This is a genomic window from Corallococcus llansteffanensis (assembly GCF_003612055.1).
Classification (GTDB): domain Bacteria; phylum Myxococcota; class Myxococcia; order Myxococcales; family Myxococcaceae; genus Corallococcus; species Corallococcus llansteffanensis.
Window position 1 is genome coordinate 1 of sequence record NZ_RAWB01000466.1, and the last position, 7,858, is coordinate 7,858.

Annotated in this window: 6 protein-coding genes; 4 read left to right on the forward strand and 2 right to left on the reverse strand. The window is 71.1% G+C overall.

Annotated elements, in window-relative coordinates; translation table 11 throughout:
* The first annotated feature begins 303 nt into the window (after positions 1-303).
* A complete protein-coding gene (locus tag D7V93_RS32080; RefSeq protein WP_120647005.1) occupies positions 304-888 on the forward strand; it encodes a hypothetical protein in 585 nt (194 codons plus the stop codon).
* Positions 889-976: 88 nt separating this feature from the next.
* On the forward strand, positions 977-1,657 hold the full coding sequence (locus tag D7V93_RS32085) for a phosphoribosyltransferase (protein ID WP_120647006.1): 681 nt from the start codon (positions 977-979) through the stop codon (positions 1,655-1,657).
* Between the two features lie 19 nt (positions 1,658-1,676).
* Here the strand turns inward: D7V93_RS32085 and D7V93_RS32090 are convergent, their stop codons facing one another.
* Entirely contained in the window at positions 1,677-3,128 is a 1,452-nt protein-coding gene (locus D7V93_RS32090; protein WP_120647007.1) for a glycosyltransferase, read from the reverse strand.
* 123 nt (positions 3,129-3,251) lie between these two features.
* Positions 3,252-5,285, reverse strand: a complete 2,034-nt coding sequence (locus D7V93_RS32095) for a membrane dipeptidase (protein WP_120647008.1) — start codon at positions 5,283-5,285, stop codon at positions 3,252-3,254.
* 137 nt (positions 5,286-5,422) lie between these two features.
* On the opposite strand from D7V93_RS32095, the gene D7V93_RS32100 reads away from it, so the two are divergent.
* Entirely contained in the window at positions 5,423-6,874 is a 1,452-nt protein-coding gene (locus D7V93_RS32100) for a tectonin domain-containing protein (protein WP_120647009.1), read from the forward strand.
* Positions 6,875-7,050: 176 nt separating this feature from the next.
* The coding region (locus D7V93_RS32105) for a biosynthetic peptidoglycan transglycosylase (protein WP_120647010.1) at positions 7,051-7,858 on the forward strand (808 nt) is incomplete at its 3' end.

Sequence of the window (7,858 nt, forward strand, 5' to 3'; positions counted from 1 at the left end):
TCGCGAGGGCCCGGGAGGATGGAGGTCCACGCCGGCGGCATTCATGGCCGGACGCCCCCCAGGGCCAGGGCCACGCCCAGGCCGCTCACCGCGTCCACGGGACAGGGCAGGCGGCTGACGGGGACGGGGATTCGCATGAGGCGGGGACCGTGGAGAACTTGGAGTCCCGCGCCGCGACCGGCAACGCGACCGCCCCGGGGTGAGGCAAGGGGACGGGCGGCACGCCCGGTTGGCGGACCCTTGCCGAGATGCCGCGGGCACCCCACGCATTGCGGTGCCAGTCTCCCGGGAGGGACTGAACCGATGATGGATGACCGGATCGATGCGCGCATGAAGCGCTCGTGGGACTTCTTCCTGATCAACGCCGAAGGCCTGCTGCTCGGCGGACTGGTGGTGCTCGTGGGCTTCATGGTGCTGATCCCCGGGCCCTGGTTCGCGTTCAACCTCCTCCAGGAGTCACTGGAGTGCGCGCGCACGGGGCGGACGGTGCGCTGGCAGGCCGCCTTTGATCGACCCGGCAACTTCGCGCGGAGCTGGGGGCTCGCGCTGGCCATGGGGATTCCCATCGTCCTGGGGTTCGCGCTGCTCATCGTCCCTGGCGTGCTGCTGTCGCTCTACTGGTTCCAAGCACCGGCGCTCGCGGCGGACGGGCGCCGCGTGGGGGACGCGCTCACGCAGAGCGGCCAGCTCTTCCGCCAACGCAGGGACTGGACCGCGTACCTCCTCAACTGGCTCGTCTTCGCGCTGCTGTGCAGCCTGGGCGGCGTGACGGCCGTGGCGCTGGCGCTCACCGTGCCGCTGTCACTCGTCTACCTGGTCCTCTGCTACACGGATGAGACCGGTCCGGTGCACATCGACACGCCAGTGAGGACCCACCTGCCCGCCTAGGGCCCGGGCGTCGCGGCGGGCCCTGGCGGACCTGGCACATGACGCGGGCGCGCCCCATCGTTCGAGGGGACGCTTTGGGAAGGGCACCATGTACTTCGAGGATCGGGTCGACGCGGGCCGAAGGCTCGCGCGGCTGCTGCTCGCGCGTGGCTACACCGGAGAGGACACCATCGTCCTGGGCCTGCCCCGGGGAGGCGTGACCGTGGCCTCCGAGGTCGCGGACGCGCTGGGGGCTCCGCTGGACGTCTGGGTGGTGCGCAAGGTGGGCACGCCGCACGACGAGGAGCTGGGGCTGGGGGCGGTGGCGGAGGGAGGCATCGCCTTCCTCGACCGGAAGATGCTGGCGCGCATGGGCGTGCCGGAGGCCGTCGCGCGGAGGCTCGTCAAGCGCAAGGCCATGGAGGTGAAGGAGCGCGTGGCTCGCTTCCGGGGCGGGGCCGCGCCGCCCGAGCTGTGGGGCAGGACGGTCATCGTCGTCGACGACGGGATCGCGACGGGAGGCACCATGCGGGCGTCGCTCCAGTCGCTCCGGGAGCGGCGACCCGGCCTCATCGTCCTCGCCGTGCCGGTGGCCGGGGAGGAGATCCTCGAGGAGCTCCGGCCGCTGGTGGAGGACCTGGTGTGCGTGCTTCCGACGTCCGACCTGGAAGCCGTCGGCCAGTGGTACGCCTCCTTCCCCCAGGTCCCCGACGAGGATGTGGTGGCGTTGCTCGCCCGGGCCCGGGCGCGCGCCCAGGGCGGAGGCCTTCCCCTGGGGCATGGAGCCTGAGCGGAGGCGCTCGCGCGCATCACGGGAGAGGGTCCGCCGCGCGCGCATCCAGCACCTCGAGCACGTGCACGAAGGCGGTGAGGTGGCGGGCGCCGGTGAAGTGGGCGAGCACGTGCTGGTGGGCTTCCGCCCCCAGGCGCCCGGCCAGGACGGGGTCCTCCAGCAGCGAACCCACCGCCCTGGCGAACTCCGCCGGGTCGCTGGGGTCGCGCACGAGCAGACCATTCACCCCGGGGACGATCTGGTCCTGGATGCCGCCCACCGCGCTCGCGACCACGGGGCGCGCCTTCCACATGGCCTCCGTGACGGTGAGCCCGAAGCCTTCCTGCAGGCTCTTCTGCACCATCACCGACGCGTGGCGCTGGAGCGCGTTGACGATGGCCGCGTTCTCCTCCAGGTCCGCCATGGGCAGGCACACCAGTTGGACGCGCTGGCGAAGGGCGTGGGGCTGCTGCCGCCAGAGCGCGATGACCCGGTTGAGCGTGGTCGCGGCCTCCGGGTCGTCCGCGACGGACGCCACCGACGGCCCCGCGAGGACCAGGTCCGCGCGCAGGCCCGGGCTGTCGCGCGCCAGTCGCGCGAACCCCATCAGCACGCCCGCGGGGTCCTTCAGCGGATCCCAGCGGGACACCTGCGCCACCAGCGGCGTCTCGGGCGCGGACGCGGCGCCCAGCCCCACGAGGTCCGCCCGGCGAGACACCCGGGCTGGCAGGCCATCCCCCCGGGTGAAGACGGGCTCGGGAGCGCCGGGCTCCGGCCGCAGCAGCCCGGTGTGGGCGAGGATGGCGCGCGAGACCTCCGGCGCCAGGGGCTGGTTCTTCACCGCGAAGATGTCGATGGAGGGCTGGATGACGATGGCGCGATCCGCGCACTGGGGTGGCACGTAGGCCGCACGGGAGAAGATGGTGAGCCTCGCGGCGGCGAGCCCGGGCGCGAGGAACTCCCAGGCCCGCTCCACCTCCTCGTTGGGGGTGTCACAGCCCACGTGGCAGCGCCACGCCACGCGGGCGCCCACCGCGGCGAGCACGGGCGCCAGGCCCGCGGTCTGCGGGTCGTGCAGCAGCACCACGTCCCCCGGGCGCACCAGGACGAGCAGCTCCTCCGCGTTGTCGCGAAGCACCTCGTCGTAGAGCGCGCGCTCGCGGGCGCCCAGCGCGGACCCATCCCCCCGCGAGCCATGCAGCGCGTGGTGCAGCCGCTTGGTGACATGGAAGAAGTCGGGCGTGCCCTCCAGCACCAGCCAGCGCGCGTCCACGCCCGCCCCGCGCGCATAGGCGAGCAGCCAGGGCAGCATCTCCGCCACGCCTCCGCCCCGGGCCGTGGAGTTCACGTTCCAGAACGTGCGGCCCGCCATCCGGGCGCTGGCCTGCTCCGCGTGCGCCCGCAGCGCGCCCCAACGCGCGTCGCCCAGCACCGGCGCGAAGCGCGTCAGGGGCTCCGCCTGGATGTGCACCTCGAAGGGCTTCAGCATCCCGGGACTCACCTCCGTGGCACCCACGGACGCGGGGGCACCTTCAGAAATGAGGCCCGGCAACCTCCGCGGCAAGGGGCCTGGATGCCGGCGCCCCTGCCTGGAAGGTGTCGCTCGAGCCGATCAGGTGCAGGTCAGCCAGGAGCACTTGTTCGACTGACACTCGCGGCCGGTGGAGCACAGCGAGCCCCGGGGCCGCTTGTCCACGCACTTGCCGGAGTTGAGGCCCCAGCCGCAGAACTGGGTGGTGGCGCAGTGCGAGTCGGTGGTGCAGATGCAGCTGCCCGGGATGTCGCCGCAGTCGTCGAGCGCGTTGCACGAGCCGCTGCGGCACTCCTGGTCGAAGCGGCAGGTCTCGGAGACGAACTTCGTGGCGGGCGCGTAGCGCTTGCCGCAGATCTGCGGATAGGCCGCCTCACGGGTGGCCTTGGGGACGTAGGCCGCGACGCCGCCGGTGTCGATGTCCGCCGCCGCGTCCGCCATGCCGGAGCGGGCGCCGTTCGCGCGCTCCCACATCCGGATGAAGTTCTCCGCGGAGCCCTCCAGGCCGGTGGTGTTGACGCCCAGCTGCTTCAGGTCGCGCACCACGTCCGGCAGCAGGCCCACGTGGGCGAGGCCGTAGATGTCGAAGTCGGTGCCCAGGCGCGCGGGCCCGGAGACGCGCTGCTGCTCGCGCTGGGTGTCCGCCTCCGCGCGGAAGCCGGCGGAGCACGCGCCGAAGTCGCCGAAGCGCGGACGGGTCTGCTGGATGAAGCCGTTCAGGTCCGCGCCGAAGCCCATGTTGACCTTGAGGCCCTGGCGGCCGAACTCATACGCCTGCGCCAGCGAGCGCGTGGAGCCCTGGCAGGTGTTGGCCACGGTCGTGCGGGTGTAGGCGCGCGTCTCGTCATGCGCGGTGCGCAGGCCGAACATGCCGCCCGTCTGGCGCACGTAGCGCACCACCCACGCGGGCGTCGTCTTCTCGTTGGCGGCGAGCTCCGGGTTCATCACCTCGCGGAAGTGGCCGTGGGAGATGTACAGCGGGTAGTAGGTGTTGGCCTGGGACACGGTGAACGCGTCCTGCACGCTCTTCTCGGACATGTGGGCCATGTCGATGAGCATCCCCTTCCCCATCATCTCCTGGACCAGCGCCTTGCCGTCCGCGGTGAGGCCCTTGGTGTTGCGGCAGTTCGCGTCCACGTCGAAGCCGAGCGTGAAGCCGGGGCCGGTGATGCCGCAGTCGGTGTCGATGTGGCAGTTCTCCAGGAACTGGGCGACCTGGAAGATGGCGTTGTGCGGCGCCGCGCCACCAAAGCGGTTGTCCAGCTGGTGCACGGGCTGCAACGAGCGCACGCCCAGCGAGTGGACGCGGTTCAGCTCCGAGCGCCAGTCCTTGGTGCCGAACAGCTTGGACGATTCAATGGACAGCACCATGGCGAGCTTGCCGGCGCCGATGATCTGCCGGGCATGCGCGGGCGACAGGGCGATCTCCGCCCAGTCCGTGCGCGCGTCGAAGTCGCGCGCCATCTGGAGCTGCACGTCCACGTCCATCATCTCGTCGCAGGGCCGCTTGAGGTTCTGGTACGGCAGCGCCTTGCAGAGGAACTCGTTGCTGACGAGCGACACCATGACCAGGGACATGCCGCCCTGCTTCGCCTTCAGGAGCCAGCCCTCCCACGCCTGCTGATGCGCGATGGTGTCCCAGCGGGGCCACTGCGTGAGCACGTCCTTGCGGCCCAGGTGCAGGCCGGTGTCGCCCTCGGTGCCCTCCGCCTGGCCGATGACCTCCGAGGCCACCGCGCCGCCCACGCCGAAGATGTCCGACAGGAGGGGCACGCCGCCCAGGTTCACGCTGCCCGAGTTGGGACAGATGTTGAGCATGTCGCGCAGGTCCATGCGGACACGGGCATGGTCGCTCTCCGGTTCACCGCCGTCACAGCTCGCGAGCGTGCCGGTGTGCCCGCCGTGGAACCAGCCGCCGCCAAAGGCCTCCTCGGCGAACATGTGGTGGTGCATCTCCGCGAAGCCGCCCACGGCCAGCGGCTGCGCCACCACTTCGGGCGCGACGGGTGGAGCAGGTGGCTCGTCGGCGACAGGGCCACAGCCGAGCGCGAAGGCCGAAGCGGCGAGCAACGGGGAGAACAGGCGACGGGCAACGGTTCGGGGACGACGCTGCATGGGGTGCACCTTTCGAGGGGAAGGTTCCAGGTAATCAATCCTCCCCCATTAAGCACTGTTCAGGGGTGGCATGCGGCGTGCTCTTGGGCGGCCAGCGTCATGAAGCAGACCCCCAACTGGAAGAGGAACGGAAGCACATGAAGACCCACTCGAAGTCCCTGAGCGTCGCGGCGCTCGCGCTGGGCTTGCTGGTGCTGGTGGCCGCGCCGCGAGCCGAAGCGCAGCTGACGCCCACGGCCATGCAGGTCCCGTCGAGCACTCCGCTCGCCATCCCCGCGGGCATGAAGGTGACGTGTACGCCGGGGCCCGGCACCGGGGCCGCGTCCCCCACCTGTCCCGTGCTCAAGTGGCACGGCTACACCTACTGGGCCTTCAGCTACGGCGACAACCGCGTCGCCATGGGCATCGTCGTCTATGACGCGGCGGGCAAGGTCGTGGCGCAGTGGGAGAAGCCGGGCGCCCGCTACGTGTACGCCATCACCGTGGACCCCATCGCCAAGAACGTGACCTTCGCCGGTCAATCGGACGCGAAGGTCGTCATGACGTGGGACGCGCTGTTCCCGCCCCCCGTGGTCGTCCAGGTCCCGTCGAGCCCGTCGCCCGCCGTCCCCGCGGGGATGAAGGTGACGTGCACGCCGGGGCCCGGCACCGGAGCCGCGTCCCCCACCTGTCCCGTGATCCAATGGGGCGGCTACACGTACTGGGCCTTCAGCTACGTCGACAACCGCGTGGCCATGGGCATCGTGGCCTACGACGCGGCGGGCAAGGTCGTGGCGCAGTGGGAGAAGCCCGGCGCCCGCTACGTGTATGCCATCGCCGTGGACCCCTCCGGCAGGAACGTGATCTTCGCCGGTCAGTCGGACGCGAAGATCATCATGAAGTGGAGCGACCTGTTCCCGCCGCTCGCGCCGCCCGTCACGCCGCGCTGGGAGCTGGTGGCGGGCCCCGTGGGCGCCACGCTGAAGCAGGTCTCGGTGGGCAGCGCCAACGCGGTCTGGGGGCTGGATACCGGTGGCTTCCCCTGGAAGTGGAACGGCTCCGCCTGGGAGAAGAAGGCCGGCACCGTCAGCACCCTCTCCGTCACCTCGGACGGCACCGTGTGGGCCACCAACCCGCCCGACTCCCTGCGCGTGCTGAAGCTGGATGTGGCCAACAACAAGTGGACCTGGAACCTCCCCACCGGGATGAAGCAGGTCGCCGCCATCAACGCCACCACCGCGTGGGGCCTGGACAACGGCGGCTCGCACTACTGGCTGAACGGCGCCACCTGGGAGAAGAAGGGCTGCTGCGTCAGCCAGATCTCCGTCGGCGCCGATGGGGTGCTGTGGGCCACCAACCCCCCGGACGCCAACCGCGTCCTGCGCTGGGACGGCACGAAGTGGGCCTACAACATCCCCGCGGGGATGACGTTCGTGTCCGTGGGCAATGCCCAGAACATCTGGGCCCTGAACGGCTCGGATCAGGTCTTCAAGTGGACCGGCGCGACCTGGCAGGCGACCCCCGGCGCGCTGCGGAACATCTCCGCCGCCGCGGATGGCTCGGCCTGGGGAATCAACGCCCAGGGCATGGTCTACAGGTGGATCCCGTAGCCGCGTAGTCGGGGCCCTGACGTGTCAGCCGGGTCCGCTGACACGTCAAGGTGCCGGGCTCACGGGTCCCCGGCTTCCGGGGTCCCGTGGAACAAGGCTAGGTTCCCGGCCCCATGTCTCCGTCCCCTGCCAGCGCGTCGGTTGCTCCCGTTCCACCGTCTCCCAGACGCCGGGGCGTGTTCCGGCGCCTCGCGCGAGGGCTGGTCGTCCTGCTGCTCGTGGTCGGTGTTCCCTTCGCGCTGTACGCGGCCTGGGTCTCCCATCAGCTGCCGCCCGTGGCGCCGCTGCGCGACGAGAACCCCGCGCAGACCAGCTACATGCGCCGCGCGATCTCCCAGGGACAGCTCGCCGAGGGGGCGTCGGTGAGCTGGATGCCGCTGTCCTCCATGTCCTCCCCCCTGGTGTGCGGGCTGGTGAAGGCGGAGGACACCGTCTTCTTCCAGCACGGGGGCTTCAACTACCGGCAGACGTATCAAGCCATCCTGGGGCGCTTGAGCGGCCGCGTCGTGGGCCACAGCACCATCACCATGCAGCTCGCGCGCAACCTCTTCCTGGGGCCCGAGCAGACCTTCCAGCGCAAGCTGCGCGAGGTGCTGCTCACCCTCGACCTGGAGCGGGAGCTGGACAAGCGCCGCATCCTGGAGCTGTACCTGAACGTCATGGAGCTGGGCCCCGGCGTCTGGGGCGTCGCCCAGGCCAGCCAGCACTACTTCCAGAAGACCCCCGCCCAGCTCGACGCGTTCGAAGGCACGCTCCTCGCCGCCATCGCTCCGGCCCCGCGCCAGCCCCTGACGGGCGACAACCTGGAGCGGGCCCGGAAGAAGCAGGCCTCCGTCCTCTGGCGGATGTACGTGTCGGGACTGCTCGACCCCGCCGGGTACCAGGCCATGGTGTTGCGCCACCAGGGCGTCTTCCAGGCGCTGGCGAAGGGCGTCACGCTGGAAGAGGCCCTGCGGCTCCCCGTCCCTCCGGACGCACCGCCCC